A 22634-nucleotide genomic window follows, 5' to 3' on the forward strand; every position below is an offset into this window, starting at 1 on the left:
CTCCTTTGAGCTGAAAGATTTGCACATGTGCAAATCACCAGAGCACCCGCTAATCTTTGTTTTAAATTAAAATGGGCAGAATATATTCCGCCCGGCTTTGTTATTTTTTTAACATAGAAAGATTGCGTCTGGTTTGTTCTTCGAAATCATCTTTCGGAGTGATGCTCTCTGATTTTTTTTCTGAAGATTCCTCCATAATGCTTTTTAGCATACTTATATCAATCGATGTGGATTTGTATCCTGTTGTTTGCTCTATAAGTTTTACCAGATTTTCTGCAGAAATTTTTTCACTGAAAAAACCACTGATTAGCGTTAACAGTCGGGGGTCAACAGAATAAAGAGCTGCTCCGCAAATAAGGGATTGTCTGTAGAAATCTCCCCGCATTTGTATTGGGAGAGTGTCTATTGTTTGTTGTGTCAGGCTGTCCTGCGGATAAAGTGTCGGGTGCAGGTATGCCACAACTTTCTTTCTTTTTTTCGGATCACTGCTTTCCATTACGCATGCACCATTGCTTTCACCAATGCAAACTGAGGTTCATCCACCTTGTTTACTTTCAGATTCGGGAAATATTGCTTTATGTGAGGGTAAATAAGCTCGGCTCCCCCGCCTGTGAGGTAGATTCGGTTCATTCCTGAGAATGTTGAAATTTCCTGCCTGATGCTTTCTGCCAGAGATTTCACTTCACTGTCTATTACATGAGTAATATTTTTTATTTCAGTTACATCATTTATTAATGTCTGGAGATATTCATTATCATGTCTGTTTTTTATTAACTCATCAGCAATAAAATAATTGCAGGGGGTGGAGGCTTTTGTTAGCGCATTCATAACTGTATGAGTGATGCGGGATGTCCCGATTTCTGAATAGCCACGGATTTCAGAAATGCCTTCAAATGCACCGAGAATTAAACCACAATCCAGAGTGGTTCCTCCAAGATCGATAATCAGGCTGCGTTCAAGTTTGTTTACTTTATCTTTTTTTAGTGATTCAAATGCAGCTGGCAAAGATTCAGGCATTACATTAACTTTTTTAATTTTAAATGTTTCCCCTTTATTCAGGGATATCTCACGGAGAACATTTGCCTTTTTCCTTTCTATTCTTTCTTCATTTGGTTGATTGTCATTATCAAAGAATTCGGTTACAGGTAATGTCACTGTCAGTTCTACATCCTGTGGCTGAAGGCCGGATGTCAGCAGTGCATGATGTATGGCAAGCAGATTGGTGGTGCTGTATTGATAACTGACATGTGTTGTACCTATGACAGCAGTGCTGCCCAAATCATAGGTGTATTTTTTTCCATCCACGACGTAATTGTAAACTTTGCCGGCATTAAACAGTCCCGGGTTCCAGCCTTCTTTAAAACTGTTTCCTGACAGACTGGTTCTTACCTCGCCATCTTCAAGCCAGGCCAGTTTTACGTTAGTTGAACCATCATCGCATGATACTTTTAGCATTCTTTTTGCCTCGTTTTGAGTTTTTGTTTGTCTCAAATTGAGCATCCTTTATGTCGGTGCATCTTTTTGAGTTGTTATTGTTTCTTATTGTGTCTCATTTTGAGTCTGCGTCAAGCGGTATTGCTCTTTTAGAGTCTTTTTATACTCTTGTTGTGACTCGTTTTGAGTTCTTATTGGTTTCTCATTTTGCGTCACGAACTGAGACGGAAACTACTTAACCAGGCCGTGCCGGCACGTTAACCGGGCTGCATCCGATGCTAGTGTGTCGCTGTCGCCGGCCTCCTCACCCGGTCACGTTTCGTCGTTCCTCCTCCACGCGCTGCGGCTTCGGGGCCGCACCTGCATTCGTATGCGGTCGCCCGGTTACAGGTGCGGCACGGCCTGATGGAGGCCGCATGTGAGAGGAGAATTCCCATGCCAAACTGGTGCTCGAATCGTATGCATTTTTCTGGTGAACCGGCACAGATTGCTGAGATTAAACGACTGGCCAGCGGTGCAGTCACACCGTTTTATCGCCGCGCCACAAATGAAGGTATTCAGCTGTTTCTGGCCGGAAGTGCCGGACTTCTGCAGACCACTGAAGATGTGCGGTTTGAACAATGCCACGGACTGACGGCTGCCGGACGTGGCGTTGTATCACCGGAGAATATCGCGTTCACCCGCTGGCTGACATACCTGCAGAACAGTGTACTGCTGGATGAGCAAAACTGCCTGATGCTGCATGAACTCTGGCTGCAGAGCGGTACTGGACAGCGTCGCTGGGAAGGATTACCGGACGATGTCAGGGATACCATCACCGCACTTTTCACCGCAAAAAGAGGTGACTGGTGTGGCTTCTGGAGTAACGAGGATGTATCGGTGTGGTGGAACCGTCTGTGTGACAACGTACTGCCGGAAAAAACCATGCCGTTTGACCTGCTGACGGTTCTGCCCACCCGCCTGGATGTTGAAGTGAATGGCTTTAACGGTGGTGTTCTGAACGGTGTTCCTTCTGCATATCACTGGTATACGGAACAGTATGGCGTGAAGTGGCCTTGTGGGTATGAGGTGAATATCAGCAGTCAGGGAGACAACTTCATTAAGGTGGATTTCGACACGCCGTGGTGTCAGCCGGAAAGCGACGTTATTGCAGAATTAAGCCGCCGTTTCAGCTGCACACTGGAGCACTGGTATGCCGAACAGGGCTGCAATTTCTGTGGCTGGCAGCGATATGAGCGTGGAGAGCTTGTTGATGTGCTGTGGGGGGAGCTGGAATGGTCACATCCGACAGATGATGACGAGTTGCCGGAAGTCACCGGACCTGCGTGGATAGTCGACAATGTGGCGCATTATGGCGGATGAAGTATGACGGAGACGGGCGGGCAACCGCCCGTTTCTTTTCCGGTAAAGGATGTCGCCGTGCTCCTCTTTTTACTGCGCCGGCTGACGCGGCGCGGCATAAACGCTGCCTGTGGTCAGTGTCCCGCGTCCGGCGGGCACGGGACGGGCGCTTTTACCGCTCCCGGCTGGCGTCGGTGACAGTGTACGCCAGCCCGTCGCCCTTTTCTGATGAACGCCCTTCAAGCCGCTTTCGCGGCATAGCCTTGCCGTCAAAAAGACGACGGCTGCGGTATTCCACGGTCGGCCTGACCCGTTACCGGACGCGGTGAACAGCCCACAGGCAGCGGGGAACGGGCACCACAGGGGGGCCCTCCCGGTGCCCTCTGTAAGAGAAGGAGTTTTGTATGTCCCGTTTTGTCCTTGGTAACTGCATCGATGTTATGGCCCGTATTCCTGATAACGCCATTGATTTCATCCTTACCGATCCTCCATATCTCGTCGGTTTCCGTGACCGTTCCGGGCGCACCATTGCCGGTGACGTTAATGATGACTGGCTGCAACCTGCCAGCAATGAGATGTACCGCGTACTCAAAAAAGACGCGCTGATGGTCAGCTTCTACGGCTGGCACCGTATTGACCGCTTTATGGCGGCCTGGAAACGCGCCGGATTCAGCGTGGCAGGGCACCTCGTGTTCACCAAAAACTACACATCCAAATCTGCGTATGTCGCGTACCGCCACGAATGCGCTTACATCCTGGCAAAGGGCAGTCCGGCCCGGCCCCGTAACCCGCTGCCGGATGTGCTGGGCTGGAAATATTCGGGCAACCGCCATCACCCGACGGAAAAGCCCGTTACCAGCCTGCAACCGCTGATTGAGAGCTTCACACATCCGAACGCGATTGTGCTGGATCCGTTTGCAGGCAGCGGTTCAACCTGCGTGGCCGCCCTTCAGTCCGGACGCCGGTATATCGGTATCGAGCTGCTTGAACAGTATCACCGTGCCGGACAGCAACGACTGGCCGCCGTGCAACGGGCCATGCAGCAGGGGGCCGCGAATGATAACTGGTTTGAACCGGAGGCTGCATGACGAATTACAGCGGATTCGAAGATATGCGTGAACAGGTGGCGGAACTGGCCAATACCATGTGCGACCTGCGTACAACCATGAATGAGATGGAGCAGCGGTACAGCGATGCGGACACCCTCCCGGAACGTCTGGTGCGCCAGACACTCTTTCGTGCCAGTTACCTGTTTATGAAGGCATATAACGAAATTCTGGAACTGGATTACTGCTTCAAAGATTGAGGGGAGAGAAGAGTATGTACGGAACATGCGAAACGCTCTGCCGGGCGCTGGCAGCAAAGTATCCGGGAGACACGCCGTTGATGCTGGTTATCTGGTCCCCGGAAGAGATTCAGGCCCTCGCTGACGGAATGGATATTTCCCTGTCCGATCATGAAATCAGGACTGTCCTGGCGCGCCTGGAGGACATCCCGGAAGACCAGCGGACTGAATCCGGTATTTCTTCCGCCGCTGCGATGGAGATTATCAGCAACGTGAGCGAAAACCGCCAGGTGACCGTCTCTGCTGAACTGCTGGCGTCCCTGATTCAGACCGCTGAACAGGCACTGTGGAAACGTGAATGGGCCGCCCGGGATCATGGCCTCGCCGTCCCGGAATGCGTCACCCGCCGTCAGGCGGTGATTAATCAGGCCCGCACCCTGCTGAAAAACAACACACACACGAAAACGACTGATGGTATCGCCGCCTGCCCTGCGGGCGGCGATACAGGGAGAACGCTTAATCATGAACGAAAACAGCACGCTGAACGCACTGATTTGTCGTCACGCCCGCAACCTGCTGCTGGCGCAGGGCTGGCCGGAGGAGACGGATGTTGACCAGCGTAACCCGAAGTATCCGGGCTGGATCAGCATTTATGTTCTGCTGGATGCGCCCCGGCTGGCGACGTTACTTATCAACCGTCACGGCGGCGTACTGCCGCCGCACCTGGCCTCCGTCATTCAGAAACTGACCGGAACCGGAGCGGAACTTGTTCTGTCCGGCAGTCAGCGGCAGTCGCTTCCGGTACTTCCGGCAGACGGAACGCAGGTGTCTTTCCCGTATGCCGGCGAATGGCTGGCAGAAGACGAAATCAGGGCAGTTCTTGATGCGGTGCGCGATGCAGTATGCAGTGTCAGTTGCCGGGTGGCAGAAGATGCGCGGCGTATCCGGGCGGCGCTGACCACAAGCGGTCAGACGTTGCTGACCCGCCAGACGCGCCGCTTTCGCCTGGTCGTGAAGGAAAGCGATCACCCCTGCTGGCTCGATGAAGATGACGAAAACCTGCCCGTGGTGCTCGATGCCATCGTGAACCGGGGAGCACGTTTTTCGTCGGTGGAAATGTACCTGGTCAGCGATTGTATTGAGCATATCCTGTCCAGTGGGCTGGCCTGCGATGTGCTGCGTATACCGGATGAACCGCCCCGCCGCTGGTTTGACCGTGGTGTTCTGCGGGAGGTGGTCCGGGAAGCCCGGACCGAAATCCGCAGCATGGCGGATGCCCTGGCAAAAATCCGGAAATGATGACGATGGCGGGGAAAATCCCCGCCTTTTCCTGCCGGTCCCCGGACAGAGCACAAAGGAAGTCGCCGCCGGCTCCGCTTTACCCGGCCATGCGGGGCATGGCCTTGTGGTTTTTCAGTTATGTGGCCGCCGTGTCGTGTGCGGGCTGTGCCGTGCCTCCATCTTAGCCGGGCTGGCGTTGATGCAAGGGTACGCTTCGCCGCTGCGGTCACCCGGTCCCTCCTTCCCGTCTGCCGTAATTTTCCGGTCGTTCACCCGCTCAGATTTCGCGGTCTCCCCCTCCAACTCCCGTCAGCCGTGTGCGTCAGGCTGCGGCTTCCCTTGCGCCCCTGCATCCCCGCCTTATCGCCCGGCTTTTCTGGAGGCACGGCACCGCCCGGTGTCGCGGAATATGTGAACAACGGAGGAAAACATCATGCAATATGCGAAACCTGTCACTCTGAACGTTGAAGAGTGCGACCGTCAGTCTTTTCTGCCTTACCTGTTTGGCCAGGATTTTCTGTATGCCGAAGCGTCTGTATACGCGCTGGCGAAAAAAATGATGCCGGAATATGAAGGCGGATTCTGGCACTTCATCCGCCTGCCGGACGGTGGCGGTTACATGATGCCGGATGGCGACCGTTTCCACATGGTGAACGGTGCAAACTGGTTTGACCGTACCGTGAGTGCTGATGCCGCAGGTGTCATTCTGACCTCTCTTGTGATTAACCGCCAGTTGTGGCTGTACCACGACAGCGGTGATGCAGGACTGACCCAGCTTTACCGGATGCGCGATGCGCAGTTGTGGCGTCACATCGAATTTCACCCCGAATGCAACGCGATTTACGCGGCTCTGGACTGATTAACGGACGGGGCGGCAATGCCGCCCCTGTAAAGGAGACGAGAACATGTACTGTACTGTTAAAGAAATTATCCGCGAAGTGCTGGATACAGACGTGCCGGACAGTGAATGCGTTTTTGCCGTGGTGCTGACCCGTGGGGATGTGCGCCATATGGCTCAGGACTGGAGCCTGTCAGACGATGAGCTGGAGGCCGCCTGTCAGCCCGCGCGAAAACCCCTGGCAGGCTGACGCCTGCCGGAAGGGTAACGGGCCACGCTGGCGCGTCGCCCGTTACCCTTCCCGTCTGTGATGTGTCTGACTCAGGAGTGTTTCTTTCTTATTTTATGGAACTGTTCCTGATGTTGTTGTTCCTTTATCTGCTGCTCTGATTCTGACTACTGCAGTGTTGTTCTGTCTGCCGGGCGCACCTTCGGCTCCCGGCTGCCTGGCGGCATCCGGTCGTCAGGCCCGACTCCGACAGGCAGCTGCTGGCGCACCTGCCAGTCTCCGCCGAACCCGCTGGCGCGGTTTCGGGCTGTCGCTACGGTCCGATGCGTGAAAACCCCGGGCTTGCAGCGACCGTTCCGGTCGCGCCGCCTCTGTCGCGCCGTGGCCTGCGCTCCCGGCATCCCGGCAAAAAGACACCGGGATGTAAGGCGCAACGCCGTTTCGCGCACGCGCTTCACGTCGTTGCGGCGGGTCCCTGCTCATTGCCTGCCTGGTGCCACACACCCGTATGAGTCCCTGTCGCCGGGGGCATAGACAGCCACAACCTGCCGCACTGACTGTCCAGGGTAAATGAACAGCCCACAAAATTTTTTACCCAAAACCCGGTAAAAAATTTTGCGTTCTGCCCAGGACAGGTGCGTCAGGCCGTGGCAGTGATGCCCCTTGCGGCGAAGGTTCTCAAACGGGTGAAGTTCATACCACAGGGAATACAGCAGCAGGTTCCCGCGAAACGTCAAAACCGCGGCTCCCGAAACTCAACGGGTGATGTTCTTTAAAAATCAGGATTTATTTAAGGCTCCGGCAATACGCATTTATTCGCTCTGTCAGTCATCCGGCTGGCAGGTAATGAGAACGCAGGAACAGAAGGAGGAAAACACCGGAGAACGTCAGACGCAGATATGAAAAAAGCAGGTCCGGGACCTGCTTAATCCACGCCGTAGAAATCGCCGCAATCGATTTTCACGGCTTCACTAACCTGTGCCATAAGGAGATTCATTTATGACAGTCAGTATTGTTTCACCTTCCGCAGCGGCTGTAAAGCCCCGCCGTCATCCCCGTTTCAGACGCGAAGACATCCCCGCGCCGGAAATTGCCCCCGTGCTGAAAGCCTTCGGGCGACACATAGCCCGGAGTTTTCACCGGGGGCGTGGTGTACACATCCCCGCCATGAAAAACACGGCCTTCGGGCAGGTGCTCCGCACACTCGAACTGAAACGCGCTTTTAACTGATGAGGTGAGCCGCCCCGCGAGGGGCGGCAACAGACGGAAGGAGAACATTTTATGACATTAGCAGCAATCACCATGACCGCCCCGGAAGCCGCCAGCCCTGTGCAGATGTACCGCGCGACCTACTCACCGGATGACAACAAACTGCGCCTGTATGCCGCGTCACGTCTTGACCCGGAGACGTATAAAAAAGTTCATGATGCCGGTTTCCGCTGGGCACCCAAACAGGCGCTGTTTGTGGCGCCAGCCTGGACACCGGGCCGGGAAGACGTGCTCCTCTCACTTGCCGGAGAGATTGAGGATGAAGACAGCACGCTCGCTGAACGTCAGGAAGCACGGGCGGAGCGGTTTACCGGATACAGCGGAAAGCGGGCCAGTGAATCCGCACAGGCACTTGATGAAGTGGAAAGACTGGCCGCGATGATCCCGCCCGGTCAGCCCATTCTTGTGGGGCATCACAGTGAACGCCGCGCCCGTCGTGATGCGCAGCGTATTGAAAACGGCATGAAACGTGCCGTGATGCTCTTTGAACGTGCGGAATACTGGGAAGAGCGGGCGCGGTCGGCACTGCTTCACGCGAAGTATAAAGAACGTCCGGACGTTCGCTGGCGTCGTATCAAAAAAATCGAAGCTGATTTGCGCAAGTCTGAAAAGACCATCGCGCAGTCGCAGAAATATCTGACGATGTGGCGGGCTGAATCGCTGGATCTGAATATGGCAAAACTCATCAGCAGTCATGACCATATCAGCGCCTGTTTCCCGCTGGATACGTATCCGCGCCCGGCAGAAAAAAGCCAGTATGAAGGAAGTCGATCGTTATGGTCGGCCCTGGATGATGACATTATCACCACGGAGCAGGCCCGCGAAATTGCGATCCGCTGTCATGAACGGCAGATTCAGCGTCAGCAACGCTGGGTTAACCACTATCAGAACCGCCTGATCTATGAGCGTGCCATGCTGGACGAAAGCGGCGGCGTGGTTACCCGGACACAGGATTTTGAGCCGGGCGGGCAGGTTTTCAGCCGGGGCGAGTGGCTGACCATCATCCGTGTGAACAAAAGCAACGGGGCGGTGAGTTCAGTCACAACGCCAAATTACAGTTTTCTCGGGTACAGCGGCACGATGAAAGTGACGCCCGATCGCATCACGGACTACAAAGCACCATCGGCAGAAGAGGCCGCCGTCGCCAGACAGGCCGCGAAGCGCCCGCCTGTTGTCAACTATCCGGGAGAAGGTTTCCGGGAAATGACAAAGGCACAGTGGGCTGCCCTGCCCCGGGACTGTAAGGCCGTGCGCAGTGTGGCAGAGGCAGAAGACCACGGGGCATATCGTTACCGCCGCACAATGGACAATAATTTCCGCCTGGTGAATGTGTATATCACCGACATGAAAATCACGGAAATCCCGCAGAAATAAGGCTTATCCCCGGGGAAAAGCCCCGGGGTATGACGGAGATAATGACATGCACAGTCAGTTAAGAGAACGTATCCGGCTGATGCGCGTAAGGCTGGATAACGCCGCGCCGGTTGCTGAAATCCGGGCTGAATCTCAGCTTTTTGTGACACCTGCCCCGGTCTGTAAGCGCCTGGTGACACTGGCGGAGATCAGCAACCGTGATCACATTCTGGAACCCTCTGCCGGCACCGGAGCCATACTGCGGGCGATTCGGGATACCGCGCCGGGGGCCATGTGTGATGCGGTGGAGATTAACAGCGGACTGGTCCGGTATCTGCGGGAAAATTTTAACGGTGTCAGGGTGCAGCATGGTGACTTCATGGAATGGCAGCCGGCGCAGTATTACAGCCGGATTATTATGAATCCGCCGTTCAGTCACGGGCAGGATATCCGGCATATCCTGCGGGCTTTTTCCCTGTTGCGTCCGGGGGGGCGTGCTGGTTGCCGTCTGTCTGAACGGGCCGCGCCAGCAGGAGAAGCTGTTACCGTTTTCTGACGTCCGCGAGGAGCTGCCACGCGGTACGTTTGCTTATACCCGTGTTCCGACGATGATTATTCGTCTGCGTGCCTGATGACGCCGGGCAGGCGGGAGGATAAATGCCTGTCTGCCCGCGCCGGGAAAAGACCGCGCGCCGGTGGCGCTGAAAGGGGCCGCGCTCACGCGCCGCCCCTTTCATTACGCGGACGTTCTGATGGGGGCTTCTGTCTTTTCAGACCTGTCATTTGTCTGTTACTGATGATGTTGTTGTTCCTGCTACTGCTACTGCTACTGCTACTGCTATTGCTACTGCTACTGCTACTGCTACTGCTACTGCTCTTCTTTTTCCTGCCGCTCTGATTCTGACTACTGCAGTGTTGTCCTGTCTGCCGGGCGCACCTTCGGCTCCCGGCTGCCTGGCGGCATCCGGTCGTCAGGCCCGACTCCGACAGGCAGCTGCTGGCGCACCTGCCAGTCTCCGCCGAACCCGCTGGCGCGGTTTCGGGCTGTCGCTACGGTCCGATGCGTGAAAACCCCGGGCTTGCAGCGACCGTTCCGGTCGCGCCGCCTCTGTCGCGCCGTGGCCTGCGCTCCCTGCATCCCGGCAAAAGGCCGCCGGGATGTAAGGCGCAACGCCGTTTCGCAAACCGCGCTTCACGTCGTTGCGGCGGGTCCCTGCCCGTTGTTGTGTCCGGTGCCATTCACCTGTTTAAGCCCCTGTCGCCGGGGGCTGATACAGCCACAACCTGCCGCACTGACTGTCCAGGGTAAATGAACAGCCCACAAAATTTTTTACCCAAAACCCGGTAAAAAATTTTGCGTTCTGCCCAGGACAGGTGCGTCAGGCCGTGGCAGTGATGCCCCTTGCGGCGAAGGTTCTCAAACAGGTGATGGTGAATACCGGAGGGAACAAAGAGCAGGTCCCCGCAAAACGTCAAAACCGCGGCTCCCGAAACTCAACAGCTACCGTGTTTAGTCAAGAAAATTATGTGATGTTTGAACATTCCATTTTCAGGAGAAATTTTCTCTGAGTTTTTATAAAAAGAGCAGATGCTCAGTTAAATACCATGATAGAAGGAAAAAGATACAAACATGTTGCTTCAGTATTGCTCCGATAGTGTTGATTAACATGTTGTTTTATAATGACTTTGTTGGTTGTATTCAGCGTCGAATGGTAACTGCGTTTTCAGCACACCATAGCACCAGTGCACAAGTTTTCGCATTAATGCTCCAATAGCACACATCTTTGACTTTCCCCTCTGGCATAACTTCGTATACATCTGTTTCATTACAGGATTGAATCTCAGCCCACATAAAGCGGCAAGATAAAGTTTTGTTCTTATCTCCGGTGGTCCAATTTTAGATAATTTAGGTTTTCCCTTTACAGATGTGCCAGATCTCCTTTCTACCGGAACTACACCAAGGAATGCTGCTGCCTGCTCTGCTGATTCGAATGAATGGCTTTTGAGTATTGCCAGCATATTTAATCCCAGCAGGTAACCAACAGATTTTATTGATGTTAACAGTCTGAAATCCTGGTTGAGCTCAGGGTGAGTTTTAATATGTTCCTGGATCAGGACATCAAGATGTTCGATCTCATTGCTCAGCTCCTGAAGCATGTTTTCAATTGACGCCCTGACGGCATCAGGGCTGTCTGTAAAAACAGATTTTTCAAGTCTGTTTTTTTCTCTGGTGCTGTCTGCAACAAGAGCGTCTCTGCGGCGTAAAAGAGCTCTAAGATACCGCACAGATTCTGGTGGTGGAGTCCATGCCTCAGGCTCTTTAAGGGAGCCATAACAAGCCAGCATCCAGGCATCAACTTTGTCATTCTTGGTCAGGATATTCATACCTCTGGCAAATTCCCTTGTGCGGTGAGGATTGGCTAAAGAAATTCTGGCGCCAGCAAAGTGAAGGCCATAAGCCAGAGGTTCATGATATACCCCAGTGGCTTCCATGATGATATGAACTTCGCCCAGTTCACAGGATTGCTTTTTAAGCCACTCTGCCACGACTTTAGCCGCATCAGCAGTATTTTTTAGCTTACGAGTTTTGATCCTCCCTTTGATGCCCTCCCGTAAGAGGCATAGATCAAGAGTGTTTTTACTGACATCAATACCTAACTGGTACATCGGCATTTTTTCTCCTTTCACATAACCATCACGCCAATTTGTCTTGTTCATGCAGAGTCTTAGCTCTTGGCAACCGTTCAATGTTAATGCTGGCGTGAAAGGTGAAGCAGAGGACTATAGCTGTTGACGAAGGTTATTACCTTAGATGATGGGGTAGGTTCTCTCCGCTTCATGCGATGGTAGCTAATCATCGCTCGTTGATTACATACAAGATGATGGGGTAGGTTCTCTCCGCTTCATGCGATGGTAGCTAATCATCGCTCGTTGATTACATACAAGATGATGGGGGCTGAAAACCAGAGAGAGGAGAAAGCTGGATGAGTACCCGAAATATCCACGTTAACACCGCGTCGTACACGATTCTTGTTGCCGGGAGGGAAAAAAACACCGGGGAAGAGTGGGACGTCCTGGAATTCAGCAGCCTGACTGAGCTGAAAAAATATCGCAAAAGCCACCCGGAAAAGATGGCCTTCAGCTATAGCTACGCGCTCAGCCGGGGTGTGGATACGCAGTTCCGCCATATCAACATTGCGGAAGCCGATCACTTCAAACAGTTCCTGCGTCAGATTAAGCGTGCCGGCCTCGATATCCGGGCGATCTGCTGACCGGATGTGATGAATATCCCTCCTGATTGTTGCAATCTTGTTAATGGAGATCGGGAGGGATGATATTAAGCGGAAAAATTTTTTATTAAATTTATTCTTTCATAAAGGAGTAGCTGTTATGCGATTAGCTTCCCGTTTTGGTCGGTATAATTCCATCCGTCGTGAACGTCCTTTAACGGATGATGAATTAATGCAGTTCGTGCCTTCGGTATTTTCCGGTGATAAACATGAGTCCCGGAGTGAACGTTATACGTATATTCCAACAATCAATATCATCAATAAGTTACGTGATGAAGGTTTCCAGCCATTCTTTGCCTGTCAGAGTCGGGTTCGTGATTTGGGACGCCGCGAATACAGTAAACATATGTTACGTCTTCGCAGGGAAGGGCATATTAACGGGCAGGAAGTTCCTGAAATTATCCTGCTTAATTCACATGATGGTTCATCCAGTTATCAGATGATCCCCGGAATTTTTCGTTTTGTCTGCACAAATGGCCTGGTGTGCGGAAATAATTTTGGCGAAATCCGTGTTCCACATAAAGGTGATATTGTCGGGCAGGTTATCGAGGGAGCGTATGAAGTGCTCGGTGTCTTTGATAAGGTCACTGATAATATGGAGGCGATGAAAGAAATTCATCTTAACAGTGACGAGCAACATTTATTTGGCAGAGCTGCACTGATGGTCAGGTATGAAGATGAAAATAAAACGCCAGTGACGCCTGAACAAATAATTACTCCCCGTCGTCGGGAAGATAAACAGAACGATCTCTGGACAACCTGGCAGCGGGTTCAGGAGAATATGATAAAAGGTGGATTATCGGGGCGAAGTGCCTCCGGGAAAAATACCAGGACAAGAGCCATTACAGGTATTGATGGTGATATAAGAATCAACAAGGCGTTATGGGTGATTGCCGAACAGTTCAGAAAGTGGAAGTCATGATAATATAAGTAAAGCCCCGAAAAAATTTTCGGGGTTTTACTTATATTATCATTTTTCAGCATCGCTGTGTCGTCTGATATACCTCAATTTCATCAACCGGATTTCCGGTTGTCTGTAAATATTGTGACCGCGAAAAATGGTCTGGCAGGAGGCTGCGCAGTTACCGGGTATATATAAGATGGGTTCCCGCTTCGCGGGGCTTCGGCCAGTCAGTATTGTCACTCATATGATATTTTTGTGTGTGGCCTTCCATGCCGCTTTTGCGGCATAACCGGTATCTGACAATGTCTGTAAGATTAATTGTTCTGCACGCTGTTAATTTCCGGAAGTGATTTCTTCGTGGCCGGAAGCCGGATACCTTTACTGCTTTTTATCCCGGTATAAATCCGGTAAACATCTGATGCGTAGGCAAGACGTCTCTGGTTCTGGCGTTCGGTCTTCCTGAATCCGGCATTGTATGCACCAACGGCCTCCCAGGTGACGCCCCATTTTTTAAAGGCTATTGCCAGATAATAAGCACCGGTATAAATGTTCATGCAGGGATCTGTTGTCAGATGTTCCGGCTTAATTCCATAGCGGGCCAGTTCGTTAAAATGCTGGGAATCTACCTGCATCAGTCCGCTGCCATATCCCGTTACCGGATTAATACCGATGGCATTAACCCGGTAACGGGATTCTTTCCATGATATTGCTCTCAGTAAATCAGGATCTATTTTGTAATCCCGGCCTGCAAGATCAAAGCAATCAGTGGCCTGGCAGATCTCATTTATAAACATCAGGCAGATGGCTAACATCCATTTTTTCATTTTTCCACCTCTGGTGACTTTATCCGTAAATAATTTAACCCACTCCACAAAAAGGCTCAACAGGTTGGTGGTTCTCACCACCAAAAGCACCACACCCCACGCAAAAACAAGTTTTTGCTGATTTGCGTTTAATATCATTGAGTTGTATTTGTGGATTTATATTGTTTAAATCTGATTTATTTAAAGCAGCGTCGTTAACGCAGCTACAGCAACGCGCCGACACCGCTTTGTAGGGGTGGTACTAACTATTTTTATAAAAAATATTATTTTATATTAGGGGGGGCTGCTAGCGGCGCGGTGTATTTTTTTATAGGATACAGCCAGGGGCGCTGCTAGCGGTGCGTCCCTGCTTGCATTATGAACTCTAGTGTTTCGAAATTAACTTTATTTTATGTTCAAAAAAGGTAATCTCTAATGGCTAAGGTGAACCTGTATATCAGCAATGATGCTTATGAAAAAATAAATGTGATTATTGAGAAGCGTCGACAGGAAGGGGCAAGAGAAAAAGATGTCAGTTTTTCAGCAACAGCTTCAATGCTTCTTGAACTGGGGCTTCGTGTATATGAAGCTCAGATGGAGCGTAAAGAGTCCGCGTTTAATCAAATTGAGTTTAATAAATTACTTCTTGAATGCGTTGTAAAAACACAATCATCAGTAGCGAAAATTTTGGGTATTGAGTCTCTCAGTCCTCATGTCTCCGGAAATCCAAAGTTTGAATATGCCAATATGGTTGAAGATATCCGGGAGAAGGTGTCATCTGAGATGGAACGATTTTTTCCAAAAAATGATTAGAAATAAAAAAGAATTAAAAGTTGATTTTATTCAAATAACAGAATATTGATCTGGTTCTATTTGATGACAATTAACCACATAACGAGTATATTAATTATGTGGTTAATGCCACGTTAAAATTTGAACTTGAAAATCGCCGATGCAGGGAGGGACAAGCTCCCTGCATCGACTGTCCATAGAATCCTTTGAGGAGGTTCCTATGTGTGCGATGGATACTAGAGAAAGAGCACTCATACGTCAATCAGGCCTGCCGGAAATTATTTTATCCGCAAAATATCCAGTCTGTGTCCGCACAGAGTCAGGAAAATTCATAGACTCAAACTCTGTTTTTTTACACTCAATAAAGTGTCAGAATTGTGATTCTGAAATATGGTTTTCTGGTATTGATATTGATACGCAAATTTTATTTCAGACTGCTGAAGTTGATGCTTTTTCGTCCTCAAATGGAGTGAGCATTATTAATGGTGTAATATTGAATGATGTATCATGGGATGTGGTGGTTGAAAGAACTGAAGTGAATAACTTGAATTTGTTTGTCTGGAGATTTTTCGAAAGATACGTAGTTAGTAGCTTTTTTATAAAGGGAAAGGAGTTTTGTTGTGAATCTGATAAATATCGCTTTAATAAGATAATACCGTATCTTTTGGGTTATAGTCATGAGTATTCTGCTCAAAGAATGGATGTCTCTATTGACCAATCTAAAAAAATATTTATGAATTTTAAAAAACACTATGGTTTCTCAGATAGGGATGAGTGGTTGCGATATGCTATAATTTCTGATGTGTTGTTTTATCTATATCAATACTTCGCGAGTAATATTAACAACCTTCACTCTAAAGAAATGTAAGTATTCTCGGCACTAAAAGTGCCGGTTTTTGTCAACGTAATTTACTATTTTGTTGTTTGTTTTGTGTGCGTCTTATGTAAATATTTTGACTAAATCTCTTTTATTTATGGGAGGGCGGGTGATTAAAGGAGCTTTAAGATCTGCACCAAGTAGAAAGGTTTTACTTACCCTTGACGAGGAAACGAATAAATTATTACTTGGAGCCAGAGAGCGTAGTGGAAGAACGAAAACAAATGAAGCATTAGTGAGGTTGCAGGATCATTTGCAACGTTATCCCGATTTTTATAATGAAGAAATATTCAGGGAGGTGACCGAAGAGAGCGAGTCAATATTTAAAGAGCTTTAGTTTTTATCTATCAATATTAAACAGAGGAATCATATGGACGCCGTTTTAAGTGTTCAGGGTGCTTCTGCGCCCGTCAAAAAGAAGTCGTTTTTTTCTAAATTCACTCGTCTGAATATGCTCTGCCTGCTTCGCGCTGTGATCCCGGCTGCTGTTCTGATGATGTTCTTCCCTCAGGCGGCCCTGGCTGCTGGCGGTCAGGACCTCATGCAGTCCGGTAATGACACCGTCAAAGCCACCTTTGGTAAGGACTCCAGTATTGTTAAATGGGTCGTTCTGGCTGAAGTGCTGGTCGGGGCGGTCATGTACATGATGACCAAAAACGTCAAGTTCCTGGCCGGTTTTGCCATCATATCTGTATTTATTGCTATAGGTATGACCGTCGTTGGCCTCTGACAGGAAATAAAACGATGTCGGGAGACGAGAATAAACTTAAGAAATATCGTTTCCCGGAAACACTGACCAACCAGAGCCGCTGGTTTGGCCTGCCACTGGATGAACTGATCCCCGCAGCGATCTGTATTGGCTGGGGTATCACAACATCGAAATATCTTTTCGGTATTGGTGCAGCGGTTCTGGTTTATTTCGGAATTAAAAAACTGAAAAAAGGGCGGGGCAGCTCCTGGTTACGGGATCTTATTTACTGGTATATGCCAACAGTCCTGCTTCGCGGTATTTTTCATAATGTTCCTGATTCGTGTTTCCGGCAGTGGATTAAATAGAACTGATACCTGGATTGTTATATGGAACACGGTGCCCGCTTAAGTACCAGTCGTGTACTGGCCATTGCTTTTATATTTATGTCCCTGCTCATTGTTCTCAGTCTGGCTGTTAACGTGATTCAGGGGGTGAATAATTACCGCCTTCAGAATGAACAGCGTACTGCCGTGACACCGATGGGGTTTAATATGCCCTTTGCAGTATCACAGAACAGTGCTGATGCCTCTTTTTTGCAGCAGATGGCGCTGGCGTTTATTGCCCTGCGCCTGAATGTCTCACCGGAAATTGTCGATGCTTCTCACCAGGCACTTCTGCAGTATATCCGTCCGGGCGCACAGAACCAGATGAAAGTGATTCTGGCCGAAGAAGCAAAGCTCATCAAAAAAGATAACGTGAATTCTGCTTTTTTCCAGACCAGTGTTCGTGTCTGGCCACAATATGGTCGTGTGGAAATCCGTGGGATTCGGAAAACATGGATTGGTAACTCCGAACCTTTCACTGATATCAAACATTACATTCTTATTCTGAAACGGGAAAACGGGGTGACCTGGCTGGATAATTTCGGGGAAACAGACGATGAGAAAAAATAAGACACTAATAATATCCGCCTGCCTGCTTTTTTCCGGCAGCGTGCTGGCAGGAAACGGCACACTGGCACCTACAGTGGTTCCGATGGTCAATGGCGGTCAGGCAAGTATTGCCATCAGTAATACCAGCCCGAATCTGTTTACCGTCCCCGGTGACCGGATTATCGCCGTGAACAGTCTGGATGGTGCCCTGACCAATAATGAGCAGACCGCGTCCGGTGGTGTGGTGGTGGCCACCGTCAACAAGAAGCCTTTTACGTTCATTCTGGAAACAGAACGTGGTCTTAACCTTTCCATTCAGGCCGTTCCCCGTGAAGGAGCCGGGCGTACCATTCAGCTGGTCAGCGATTTGCGCGGAACAGGAGAAACTGCCGGTGCATGGGAAACATCCACGCCTTACGAATCCCTGCTGGTTTCCATCAGTCAGGCGGTCCGTGCCGGAAAACTGCCGGAAGGCTGGTATCAGATCCCCGTGACACAGGAAACCCTGCAGGCCCCTGCCGGAATGTCCGCAAAAGCTGAAGCCGTATGGACGGGGAATCACCTGAAGATGGTGCGCTTTACCGTGGAAAATAAAACGCTGTCTGCGCTGAATATCCGGGAAAGTGATTTCTGGCAGCCGGGAACCCGGGCGGTGATGTTCAGCCAGCCTGTCAGCCAGTTACTGGCCGCTGCCCGTATGGATGTGTACGTCATTCGTGACGGGGAGGGCAACTGATGGCCAGTATCAACACCATTGTGAAACGCAAGCAGTTCCTGTGGCTGGGGATTGTGATTGTCGGATCGGTATCAGCAATTGGTGGTGCGCTTTATCTGTCTGATATGGATATGTCCGGGAACACTGATGCCGTTGCAGAGCAGGAGCCTGTGCCGGATATGACCGGTGTTGTGGATACCACCTTTGATGACAAGGTGCGTCAGCATGCCACCACAGAGATGCAGGTGACGGCGGCACAGATGCAGAAGCAGTATGAGGAAATCCGTCGTGAGATGGATGTTCTGAACAAACAGCGTGGTGATGACCAGCGTCGCATTGAAAAGCTGGGGCAGGAGAATGCTGCGCTGGCAGAGCAGGTGAAAGCCCTGGGCGCGAATCCCGTGACAGTGACCGGAGAGCCTGTGCCACAGATGCCGGCATCCCCTCCCGGTCCGGAGGGGGAGCCTCAGCCCGGTAATGCGCCCGTTGCTTTTCCGCCGCAGGGGGCAGGTGCAGTGCCACCGCCCACCACGTTCTATCCGGGCAACGGAACCACGCCGCCGCCACAGGTGACGTACCAGTCTGTGCCGGTGCCGAACCGGATACAGCGTAAAACGTTCAGCTATGATGCCGGCACAAAGCAAACTCCGTCCCTGCCGTACATTCCGTCAGGCAGTTTTGCGAAAGCCATTCTGATTGAAGGGGCGGATGCCAATGCCTCTGTCACCGGTAATGAATCCACGGTGCCGATGCAGCTGCGTATTACCGGCCTGGTGGAAATGCCGAACAGCAAAACCTATGACGCAACGGGATGTTTTGTGGGGCTGGAAGCCTGGGGGGATGTCTCCAGTGAGCGTGCCATCGTGCGTACCCGCAATATCAGCTGCCTGAAGGAGGGCAAAACCATCGATATGCCGGTTAAGGGACATGTCAGCTTCCGGGGCAAGAACGGTATCAAGGGTGAAGTGGTGATGCGTAACGGCAAAATCCTCGGCTGGGCATGGGGCGCGGGATTTGTTGACGGTATCGGTCAGGGAATGGAGCGCGCTTCCCAGCCGGCTGTCGGGCTGGGTGCCACTGCCGCTTACGGGGCCGGCGATGTCCTGAAAATGGGTATCGGTGGCGGTGCATCGAAAGCGGCACAGACCCTCAGTGACTACTACATCAAACGCGCTGAGCAGTATCACCCGGTGATACCCATCGGGGCGGGTAATGAAGTGACCGTGGTGTTCCAGGACGGTTTCCAGCTGAAAACCGTGGAAGAGATGGCGCTGGAGCAGGCACAGGGGCAGGAGGAAGAGAGTAACCCGGGAAGTCCCGTGCCGAATCCGCCATCCGCAGAGAGTCACCTGAATGGTCTGAATACCGACCAGATGCTGAAACAGTTGGGCGACCTGAATCCGCAGCAGTTTATGGCCGGTGGTCAGGAAGGGGGCAACGATGGCAAATAATACGTCGTCCTGTCAGGCGTGCCATGCCGCCCGGTATGTTGTCGCCCGGCTTCTGCGAGGACTGTTCTGGTGTCTGAAATACACCGTCATTCTGCCACTGGCCACAATGGCCCTGATGGCGTTATTTGTTTTATGGAAGGACAACACCACGCCGGGGAAATTACTGGTTCAGGAGATTAACTTTGTAAGACAGACAGCCACTGCCGGGCTGTTTCCGGTCAGTGAATGCCGGTTTTCTTCCTCAGACCTTCCCGGAGCAGAAGAAAAAGAAATCTGCCATTACCACAATGCTGGAGCCACAGAGTATGCCAGGGAGACTGACCGGTCACTGATGCAACTGGTCACCGCATTATGGGCAACACTGGCACTGATGTTTATGTCGTTTGCGGCAGGCACCGGGAAATATCCGATGTGGCCCGGAAAAATGAAATGTGTCCGGGTGGGAACCGCAGATGAACGACTGAGGGAAGTACTTGCTGAAGACGCTTCCCTGCCGGGAAAAATCAGGAAATGCCATGCTTATTTCCCTGATAACAGAACAAACAGAAACAACGGAGATAAAAATGAACATGCGTAATATTCATGTTATTACTGCCCGCTCTGTGCCGGATAAACGCATATCAGATGATTTTATGCATGCTGTTCTCAGTAACTGCACCACAGGAATCGTACTTCCTGCACAGGAGAAATTCAGTCCTGAATTATTGCCGCACAATTTTAATATGGCTGCTGTCGGTGTGATGAAGAAGGGGATGTCGATGAGTTTGTTTTCTTCTCCTGGAAATACAGCAATCTTCGGACAACCCTGTGCAGGAAAATCAAATCTGATGGCTGAATTCATTTCTTCTGTTGTGGGGAGTAATAAAAAAGGAGAAGGACAATGAAGCCGATTTCTTTATTTATTCCGCTGCTGGGGACGTTATTACTTTCTGGCTGTGCCGGAACGAACTCCGATTTTGAGTGTGATGCCACCACATCCGATACCTGTATGACGATGGAGCAGGCCAATGAGAAGGCCAAAAAACTGGAGCAGTCCTCAGAAGCAAAGCCGGTTGCGGCATCACTGCCGCGCCTGGCTGACGGGAACTTCCGGACCACGCCAGTGCAGGCCGTTGCGGCGACAACGCCGTCCCGCAGCAGGCCTGCTGTGACGGCACTTCCGGAGCAGAAACTGCTGGCACCACGCCCGCTGTTTACTGCTGCCCGGGAAGTGAAAACGGTTGTTCCGGTCAGTTCAGTTGCGCCGGTAACGCCTCCCCGTCCGCTAAGAACGGGTGAACAGACGGCGGCATTATGGATAGCGCCTTATATTGATAATCAGGATGTTTATCATCAGCCATCCAGTGTGTTTTTTGTTATTAAACCGTCTGCGTGGGGAAAACCACGTATTAATTAACTGGCCCTGAAGTTGTATATCAGCCGGCAATGCCGGCGGGCTTTCTGTATTCAAAATCTGCCTGTAAAACGAGTGCCCTGTGCGTGAAAAGGGATGGGCGGTAGCGTGTCAGAACATGTCGGGAGGAATATTCCGTGAGTGATGAAGCCGATGAAGCATATTCAGTGACAGAACAACTGACCATGACAGGAATAAACCGGATACGCCAGAAAATAAATGTTCATGGTATTCCTGTTTATCTCTGTGAAGCATGCGGAAATCCTGTTCCGGAAGCCCGGAGGAAAATATTTTCAGGTGTCACTTTATGCGTTGAATGTCAGGCATATCAGGAAAAACAGAGGAAACACTATGCATGAATCAGAAGCTGAAAAAATAGATTTTATTCTGGATGAACATCAACAGATATATCGCAGACATAACCGAATATATAACATCCTGGCGTTTTGTGCGTGTATTGCATGGATTCCCTGTATTATTGCTGCGTTCGGCGTTGATGGTATATATCTGAAAATCCTGTTTGCGGTCCTTGCCTGCTGTGGTGCGGTATGCTTTTTTATTTTCTTCTTCACCCTCCTGCCGGAATCACTCATGGTCCTCAGCCGTCAGAGCCTGCTTCAGCTTATGCGTCTGACTGAAGACGTACCGGATGCGAGACAGGAACTGCTTAACCGTCTGCTGTCCGGTAAAAAACTGACTGGTCGGGATGAAAAGGATATCCGGCGTCTCTGGCAGGAGAAAGTGGATGCAATGCAGGAGTCTGCCACTCGTCAGCGTGAACAGGATACCATCCGGAAGTTTACTGAAGAGAATAAATCCGAATGAAAATCTGCTGTGTTTTATAACCTCATAAGTTAACTGAAGGAATATTCAGTGATTAATATTTCACTGGAGGTAATAAAGAATGCATACCTTTGTTTTTCTTGTGCTGATGAAAAATGTTGGTGGTGGTATCTGGAATATTACACCTATGCCAAATACGGATGTATGTGTACAGATGTATTGAAGTTAAAACAAATGAACCTTTGAACAATTTGATGGAAACACTGAATGGTGGTGGGCAATGAGTGCTTACTACTTCGAAGGAAATAATATCGACTGGTTTATATGCGTGCTCCTCTTTCTTGTGGTTATCTGTGTTGTTAACGCACTGGCTATGTTTGTTATCCCTGAAAAATTCAGTCTGCAGATCAGCAGAGGAAAAACATTAGCTTGTAGTGCGCTTATTGGATGTTTTTCTTTTATTACGCCTGTTGTGTTCGCCAGTCAGTCATGCACGATGGATGAACTGGACGTCGGGAGATACTGGAAAAATGACTGTAAGCTTCTGGATGTGAATATACCGACAGGCGCATTTACTGACCGGTTAATAAACTGGACTGTACCGGAGTCATCGTTAATGTGCCAGTAGCTCAGTATGAGTAGTATATCCGACAGTGGGAATTATATAAGGCTAAAATGAAATGAAGTCGATATATTTAAAATATTTTCTGTCTTTTGTATTTGTTGGTGTTATGGCTATGTTGATATGTGGTCTTTTCTACAATGATTACCTTGAGCAACAACCTGCAACACCAGAACAACTGACAGAGATTTTACAGGAAACTCCCTGTGCAGCAGAAGCATTTCAGGAGACACTTAATTATCAGTCTGAACCTTTAACCCTTGGCAAAGCAAATAAAATTGCATCAGAATGCAGAAAAAGAAATGAAATGGCAGAGGCGCGACGGTTAAGTAAGCGACTCGTCAGAACCGT

At 50.3% G+C, this 22634-nt stretch carries 30 protein-coding genes and 9 pseudogenes; 33 read left to right on the forward strand and 6 right to left on the reverse strand.

Annotation, left to right across the window (positions count from 1 at the left end):
* Positions 1-100: 100 nt before the first annotated feature.
* Both QUE34_RS27935 and QUE34_RS27940 read right to left on the reverse strand, forming a co-directional pair.
* The gene (locus tag QUE34_RS27935; RefSeq protein WP_000445941.1) at positions 101-496 is read right to left on the reverse strand and encodes a plasmid partitioning/stability family protein; all 396 of its coding nucleotides are present in this window, start codon (positions 494-496) and stop codon (positions 101-103) included.
* Positions 496-1455, reverse strand: coding sequence for a plasmid segregation protein ParM (locus QUE34_RS27940; RefSeq protein ID WP_000921959.1), 960 nt, complete (start codon positions 1453-1455; stop codon positions 496-498). Before QUE34_RS27940 ends, QUE34_RS27935 begins: the two co-directional genes overlap by 1 nt.
* A gap of 414 nt (positions 1456-1869) precedes the next feature.
* Here QUE34_RS27940 and QUE34_RS27945 point away from each other — a divergent pair, with 414 nt between their 5' ends.
* From QUE34_RS27945 to QUE34_RS28810, 9 genes and pseudogenes are all read left to right on the forward strand, one after another.
* Positions 1870-2796 (forward strand): DUF1281 domain-containing protein, encoded by a 927-nt coding sequence (locus tag QUE34_RS27945; protein ID WP_001134317.1) that lies wholly within the window; start codon positions 1870-1872, stop codon positions 2794-2796.
* The gene (locus QUE34_RS27950) at positions 2793-3104 is read left to right on the forward strand and encodes a hypothetical protein (RefSeq protein WP_012680995.1); all 312 of its coding nucleotides are present in this window, start codon (positions 2793-2795) and stop codon (positions 3102-3104) included. The genes QUE34_RS27945 and QUE34_RS27950 overlap by 4 nt, the downstream gene beginning before the upstream one ends.
* A 75-nt stretch (positions 3105-3179) precedes the next feature.
* Positions 3180-3863, forward strand: coding sequence for a DNA methylase (locus tag QUE34_RS27955; RefSeq protein ID WP_000086164.1), 684 nt, complete (start codon positions 3180-3182; stop codon positions 3861-3863).
* Complete coding sequence (locus tag QUE34_RS27960; protein ID WP_000186387.1) at positions 3860-4081, forward strand: YubE family protein; 222 nt, start codon at positions 3860-3862, stop codon at positions 4079-4081. The genes QUE34_RS27955 and QUE34_RS27960 overlap by 4 nt, the downstream gene beginning before the upstream one ends.
* 14 nt (positions 4082-4095) lie before the next feature.
* A pseudogene (locus tag QUE34_RS27965) lies at positions 4096-4518 on the forward strand (DUF1380 family protein); the annotation flags it as partial.
* A 64-nt stretch (positions 4519-4582) separates the two neighbouring features.
* Positions 4583-5359 carry a YubG family protein gene (locus QUE34_RS27970; RefSeq protein ID WP_001005006.1) on the forward strand — a complete coding sequence of 259 codons (777 nt, stop codon included), beginning with the start codon at positions 4583-4585 and terminating at the stop codon, positions 5357-5359.
* A gap of 415 nt (positions 5360-5774) precedes the next feature.
* Complete coding sequence (locus QUE34_RS27975) at positions 5775-6200, forward strand: antirestriction protein (RefSeq protein WP_001198943.1); 426 nt, start codon at positions 5775-5777, stop codon at positions 6198-6200.
* A 46-nt stretch (positions 6201-6246) separates the two neighbouring features.
* Positions 6247-6402 (forward strand): annotated as a pseudogene (locus QUE34_RS27980) (hypothetical protein); the annotation flags it as partial.
* Between the two features lie 136 nt (positions 6403-6538).
* A pseudogene (locus QUE34_RS28810) lies at positions 6539-6739 on the forward strand (hypothetical protein); the annotation flags it as partial.
* Here QUE34_RS28810 and QUE34_RS28815 read toward each other — a convergent pair.
* A complete protein-coding gene (locus QUE34_RS28815; RefSeq protein ID WP_169301932.1) occupies positions 6643-6891 on the reverse strand; it encodes a hypothetical protein in 249 nt (82 codons plus the stop codon). The pseudogene QUE34_RS28810 and the gene QUE34_RS28815 sit on opposite strands and share 97 nt — an antisense overlap.
* A 516-nt stretch (positions 6892-7407) precedes the next feature.
* Here QUE34_RS28815 and QUE34_RS27990 point away from each other — a divergent pair.
* The 5 genes and pseudogenes from QUE34_RS27990 (at position 7408) to QUE34_RS28010 (ending at position 10098) form a co-directional block, all read left to right on the forward strand.
* Positions 7408-7638: a hypothetical protein gene (locus QUE34_RS27990; protein ID WP_000218637.1), complete on the forward strand. Its 231-nt coding sequence runs from the start codon at positions 7408-7410 to the stop codon at positions 7636-7638.
* 51 nt (positions 7639-7689) lie between these two features.
* A complete protein-coding gene (locus QUE34_RS27995) occupies positions 7690-9051 on the forward strand; it encodes a DUF3560 domain-containing protein (RefSeq protein WP_000170678.1) in 1362 nt (453 codons plus the stop codon).
* A 46-nt stretch (positions 9052-9097) separates the two neighbouring features.
* A pseudogene (locus QUE34_RS28000) lies at positions 9098-9662 on the forward strand (class I SAM-dependent methyltransferase).
* On the forward strand, positions 9662-9928 hold the full coding sequence (locus tag QUE34_RS28820; RefSeq protein ID WP_250234318.1) for a hypothetical protein: 267 nt from the start codon (positions 9662-9664) through the stop codon (positions 9926-9928). The pseudogene QUE34_RS28000 and the gene QUE34_RS28820 overlap by 1 nt, the downstream one beginning before the upstream one ends.
* Positions 9814-10098, forward strand: coding sequence for a hypothetical protein (locus tag QUE34_RS28010; protein WP_286338987.1), 285 nt, complete (start codon positions 9814-9816; stop codon positions 10096-10098). Before QUE34_RS28820 ends, QUE34_RS28010 begins: the two co-directional genes overlap by 115 nt.
* Here the strand turns inward: QUE34_RS28010 and QUE34_RS28825 are convergent.
* Positions 10095-10269: pseudogene (locus tag QUE34_RS28825) on the reverse strand (hypothetical protein); the annotation flags it as partial. The gene QUE34_RS28010 and the pseudogene QUE34_RS28825 overlap by 4 nt on opposite strands.
* A gap of 70 nt (positions 10270-10339) precedes the next feature.
* Here QUE34_RS28825 and QUE34_RS28830 point away from each other — a divergent pair.
* Positions 10340-10599, forward strand: a pseudogene (locus QUE34_RS28830) (single-stranded DNA-binding protein).
* A 93-nt stretch (positions 10600-10692) separates the two neighbouring features.
* On the opposite strand, the gene QUE34_RS28015 reads toward QUE34_RS28830, so the two are convergent.
* Positions 10693-11703, reverse strand: coding sequence for an IS110 family RNA-guided transposase (locus tag QUE34_RS28015; RefSeq protein WP_001132300.1), 1011 nt, complete (start codon positions 11701-11703; stop codon positions 10693-10695).
* Positions 11704-12014: 311 nt separating this feature from the next.
* On the opposite strand from QUE34_RS28015, the gene QUE34_RS28020 reads away from it, so the two are divergent.
* Positions 12015-12302 (forward strand): hypothetical protein, encoded by a 288-nt coding sequence (locus QUE34_RS28020; protein WP_000107526.1) that lies wholly within the window; start codon positions 12015-12017, stop codon positions 12300-12302.
* Between the two features lie 118 nt (positions 12303-12420).
* A complete protein-coding gene (locus tag QUE34_RS28025) occupies positions 12421-13242 on the forward strand; it encodes a DUF932 domain-containing protein (RefSeq protein ID WP_001234469.1) in 822 nt (273 codons plus the stop codon).
* Between the two features lie 296 nt (positions 13243-13538).
* On the opposite strand, the gene QUE34_RS28030 is transcribed toward QUE34_RS28025, so the two are convergent.
* On the reverse strand, positions 13539-14048 hold the full coding sequence (locus tag QUE34_RS28030) for a transglycosylase SLT domain-containing protein (protein WP_000759166.1): 510 nt from the start codon (positions 14046-14048) through the stop codon (positions 13539-13541).
* Positions 14049-14462: 414 nt separating this feature from the next.
* Here QUE34_RS28030 and traM point away from each other — a divergent pair, with 414 nt between their 5' ends.
* The 16 genes and pseudogenes from traM to QUE34_RS28110 all read left to right on the forward strand — a co-directional run.
* The gene (traM, locus tag QUE34_RS28035) at positions 14463-14840 is read left to right on the forward strand and encodes a conjugal transfer relaxosome DNA-binding protein TraM (protein ID WP_001151539.1); all 378 of its coding nucleotides are present in this window, start codon (positions 14463-14465) and stop codon (positions 14838-14840) included.
* A gap of 199 nt (positions 14841-15039) precedes the next feature.
* Positions 15040-15687, forward strand: a complete 648-nt coding sequence (locus QUE34_RS28040) for a transcriptional regulator TraJ family protein (RefSeq protein WP_042966703.1) — start codon at positions 15040-15042, stop codon at positions 15685-15687.
* Positions 15688-15805: 118 nt separating this feature from the next.
* Positions 15806-16033, forward strand: a complete 228-nt coding sequence (gene traY, locus QUE34_RS28045; protein WP_000589557.1) for a conjugal transfer relaxosome protein TraY — start codon at positions 15806-15808, stop codon at positions 16031-16033.
* Between the two features lie 33 nt (positions 16034-16066).
* Positions 16067-16426 (forward strand): type IV conjugative transfer system pilin TraA, encoded by a 360-nt coding sequence (gene traA, locus QUE34_RS28050; protein WP_000340268.1) that lies wholly within the window; start codon positions 16067-16069, stop codon positions 16424-16426.
* Between the two features lie 14 nt (positions 16427-16440).
* Entirely contained in the window at positions 16441-16752 is a 312-nt protein-coding gene (gene traL / locus QUE34_RS28055; RefSeq protein WP_000012108.1) for a type IV conjugative transfer system protein TraL, read from the forward strand.
* A 21-nt stretch (positions 16753-16773) separates the two neighbouring features.
* Positions 16774-17340: a type IV conjugative transfer system protein TraE gene (gene traE / locus QUE34_RS28060; protein WP_000399757.1), complete on the forward strand. Its 567-nt coding sequence runs from the start codon at positions 16774-16776 to the stop codon at positions 17338-17340.
* Positions 17327-18055: a type-F conjugative transfer system secretin TraK gene (traK, locus tag QUE34_RS28065; RefSeq protein WP_001355329.1), complete on the forward strand. Its 729-nt coding sequence runs from the start codon at positions 17327-17329 to the stop codon at positions 18053-18055. The genes traE and traK overlap by 14 nt, the downstream gene beginning before the upstream one ends.
* Positions 18055-19485, forward strand: a complete 1431-nt coding sequence (traB, locus tag QUE34_RS28070) for an F-type conjugal transfer pilus assembly protein TraB (protein WP_000146620.1) — start codon at positions 18055-18057, stop codon at positions 19483-19485. The genes traK and traB overlap by 1 nt, the downstream gene beginning before the upstream one ends.
* Positions 19475-20062, forward strand: a complete 588-nt coding sequence (gene traP, locus QUE34_RS28075) for a conjugal transfer pilus-stabilizing protein TraP (protein ID WP_000002891.1) — start codon at positions 19475-19477, stop codon at positions 20060-20062. The genes traB and traP overlap by 11 nt, the downstream gene beginning before the upstream one ends.
* Positions 20049-20369, forward strand: coding sequence for a conjugal transfer protein TrbD (locus tag QUE34_RS28080; protein WP_001057267.1), 321 nt, complete (start codon positions 20049-20051; stop codon positions 20367-20369). Before traP ends, QUE34_RS28080 begins: the two co-directional genes overlap by 14 nt.
* Positions 20366-20881, forward strand: coding sequence for a type IV conjugative transfer system lipoprotein TraV (gene traV / locus QUE34_RS28085; RefSeq protein ID WP_000802745.1), 516 nt, complete (start codon positions 20366-20368; stop codon positions 20879-20881). Before QUE34_RS28080 ends, traV begins: the two co-directional genes overlap by 4 nt.
* 134 nt (positions 20882-21015) lie before the next feature.
* Complete coding sequence (gene traR / locus QUE34_RS28090) at positions 21016-21237, forward strand: conjugal transfer protein TraR (RefSeq protein ID WP_001278698.1); 222 nt, start codon at positions 21016-21018, stop codon at positions 21235-21237.
* Positions 21230-21703 carry a hypothetical protein gene (locus tag QUE34_RS28095; protein ID WP_000545186.1) on the forward strand — a complete coding sequence of 158 codons (474 nt, stop codon included), beginning with the start codon at positions 21230-21232 and terminating at the stop codon, positions 21701-21703. Before traR ends, QUE34_RS28095 begins: the two co-directional genes overlap by 8 nt.
* A gap of 79 nt (positions 21704-21782) precedes the next feature.
* Positions 21783-21945: pseudogene (locus QUE34_RS28100) on the forward strand (hypothetical protein).
* Positions 21942-22303 (forward strand): annotated as a pseudogene (locus tag QUE34_RS28105) (hypothetical protein). The pseudogenes QUE34_RS28100 and QUE34_RS28105 overlap by 4 nt, the downstream one beginning before the upstream one ends.
* A gap of 38 nt (positions 22304-22341) precedes the next feature.
* Positions 22342-22611 (forward strand): annotated as a pseudogene (locus QUE34_RS28110) (hypothetical protein); the annotation flags it as partial.
* Positions 22612-22634 lie beyond the last annotated feature (23 nt).

Origin of the sequence: Escherichia sp. KS167_9B, assembly GCF_030295215.1 — a bacterium.
GTDB lineage: Bacteria > Pseudomonadota > Gammaproteobacteria > Enterobacterales > Enterobacteriaceae > Escherichia > Escherichia coli_F.

Coding starts and splice junctions, on each gene's coding strand:
- QUE34_RS27935 (WP_000445941.1), bottom strand. CDS start 496: ATGGAAAGCAGTGATCCGAAAAAAAGAAAGAAAGTTGTGGCATACCTG.
- QUE34_RS27940 (WP_000921959.1), bottom strand. CDS start 1,455: ATGCTAAAAGTATCATGCGATGATGGTTCAACTAACGTAAAACTGGCC.
- QUE34_RS27945 (WP_001134317.1), top strand. CDS start 1,870: ATGCCAAACTGGTGCTCGAATCGTATGCATTTTTCTGGTGAACCGGCA.
- QUE34_RS27950 (WP_012680995.1), top strand. CDS start 2,793: ATGAAGTATGACGGAGACGGGCGGGCAACCGCCCGTTTCTTTTCCGGT.
- QUE34_RS27955 (WP_000086164.1), top strand. CDS start 3,180: ATGTCCCGTTTTGTCCTTGGTAACTGCATCGATGTTATGGCCCGTATT.
- QUE34_RS27960 (WP_000186387.1), top strand. CDS start 3,860: ATGACGAATTACAGCGGATTCGAAGATATGCGTGAACAGGTGGCGGAA.
- QUE34_RS27970 (WP_001005006.1), top strand. CDS start 4,583: ATGAACGAAAACAGCACGCTGAACGCACTGATTTGTCGTCACGCCCGC.
- QUE34_RS27975 (WP_001198943.1), top strand. CDS start 5,775: ATGCAATATGCGAAACCTGTCACTCTGAACGTTGAAGAGTGCGACCGT.
- QUE34_RS28815 (WP_169301932.1), bottom strand. CDS start 6,891: ATGAGCAGGGACCCGCCGCAACGACGTGAAGCGCGTGCGCGAAACGGC.
- QUE34_RS27990 (WP_000218637.1), top strand. CDS start 7,408: ATGACAGTCAGTATTGTTTCACCTTCCGCAGCGGCTGTAAAGCCCCGC.
- QUE34_RS27995 (WP_000170678.1), top strand. CDS start 7,690: ATGACATTAGCAGCAATCACCATGACCGCCCCGGAAGCCGCCAGCCCT.
- QUE34_RS28820 (WP_250234318.1), top strand. CDS start 9,662: ATGACGCCGGGCAGGCGGGAGGATAAATGCCTGTCTGCCCGCGCCGGG.
- QUE34_RS28015 (WP_001132300.1), bottom strand. CDS start 11,703: ATGCCGATGTACCAGTTAGGTATTGATGTCAGTAAAAACACTCTTGAT.
- QUE34_RS28020 (WP_000107526.1), top strand. CDS start 12,015: ATGAGTACCCGAAATATCCACGTTAACACCGCGTCGTACACGATTCTT.
- QUE34_RS28025 (WP_001234469.1), top strand. CDS start 12,421: ATGCGATTAGCTTCCCGTTTTGGTCGGTATAATTCCATCCGTCGTGAA.
- QUE34_RS28030 (WP_000759166.1), bottom strand. CDS start 14,048: ATGAAAAAATGGATGTTAGCCATCTGCCTGATGTTTATAAATGAGATC.
- traM (WP_001151539.1), top strand. CDS start 14,463: ATGGCTAAGGTGAACCTGTATATCAGCAATGATGCTTATGAAAAAATA.
- QUE34_RS28040 (WP_042966703.1), top strand. CDS start 15,040: ATGTGTGCGATGGATACTAGAGAAAGAGCACTCATACGTCAATCAGGC.
- traA (WP_000340268.1), top strand. CDS start 16,067: ATGGACGCCGTTTTAAGTGTTCAGGGTGCTTCTGCGCCCGTCAAAAAG.
- traL (WP_000012108.1), top strand. CDS start 16,441: ATGTCGGGAGACGAGAATAAACTTAAGAAATATCGTTTCCCGGAAACA.
- traE (WP_000399757.1), top strand. CDS start 16,774: ATGGAACACGGTGCCCGCTTAAGTACCAGTCGTGTACTGGCCATTGCT.
- traK (WP_001355329.1), top strand. CDS start 17,327: ATGAGAAAAAATAAGACACTAATAATATCCGCCTGCCTGCTTTTTTCC.
- traB (WP_000146620.1), top strand. CDS start 18,055: ATGGCCAGTATCAACACCATTGTGAAACGCAAGCAGTTCCTGTGGCTG.
- traP (WP_000002891.1), top strand. CDS start 19,475: ATGGCAAATAATACGTCGTCCTGTCAGGCGTGCCATGCCGCCCGGTAT.
- QUE34_RS28080 (WP_001057267.1), top strand. CDS start 20,049: ATGAACATGCGTAATATTCATGTTATTACTGCCCGCTCTGTGCCGGAT.
- traV (WP_000802745.1), top strand. CDS start 20,366: ATGAAGCCGATTTCTTTATTTATTCCGCTGCTGGGGACGTTATTACTT.
- QUE34_RS28095 (WP_000545186.1), top strand. CDS start 21,230: ATGCATGAATCAGAAGCTGAAAAAATAGATTTTATTCTGGATGAACAT.